1 pseudogene is annotated in these 399 nt (G+C 78.9%); it reads right to left on the bottom strand.

Going from position 1 to position 399, the window contains the following annotated elements:
- Positions 1–177: 177 nt before the first annotated feature.
- Positions 178–399: pseudogene (locus PUR56_RS06195) on the bottom strand (hypothetical protein); the annotation flags it as partial.

The raw sequence follows: 399 nt of genomic DNA, 5'->3' as shown, positions 1-399 counted from the left end.
GGGGGGGGGGGGGGGGGGGGCGGGCGGGCGCCGGGGGGGGGGCCCCCCCCAACAGAACCCCCCCCCCCCCCCCCAAACGAAAAACCCAACCCCCCACCCCCTCACAACGCCCCCCCCCCCCCCCCCCCCCGCCCCACCCCCCCCCCCCCCCGCCCCCCCCGCCGACGCCCCCGCGTTCTAGGCCCCGGCGTCCGACCAGCGGTCCAGGGAGATGTACACCAGCCCGCTCACCGACGCGGTGACGATCACGGGCTCGACGGTGGCGCTGCGGCAGCCGTCGCGCAGCAGGAGGCCGAGCCGGTACGCGGGGGCGACGATCGCCCAGCTTAACGGCCGGGAGGCGCACACCTTGTCGGGCATTATCTCGTGGAACCCGCTGCCGCTCGCGGGGGGGCGGTG

This window comes from Streptomyces sp. BE303 (assembly GCF_036290945.1).
In the GTDB taxonomy this organism is placed as follows: domain Bacteria; phylum Actinomycetota; class Actinomycetes; order Streptomycetales; family Streptomycetaceae; genus Kitasatospora.
This window is presented reverse-complemented; position numbering and strand designations above follow the sequence as displayed.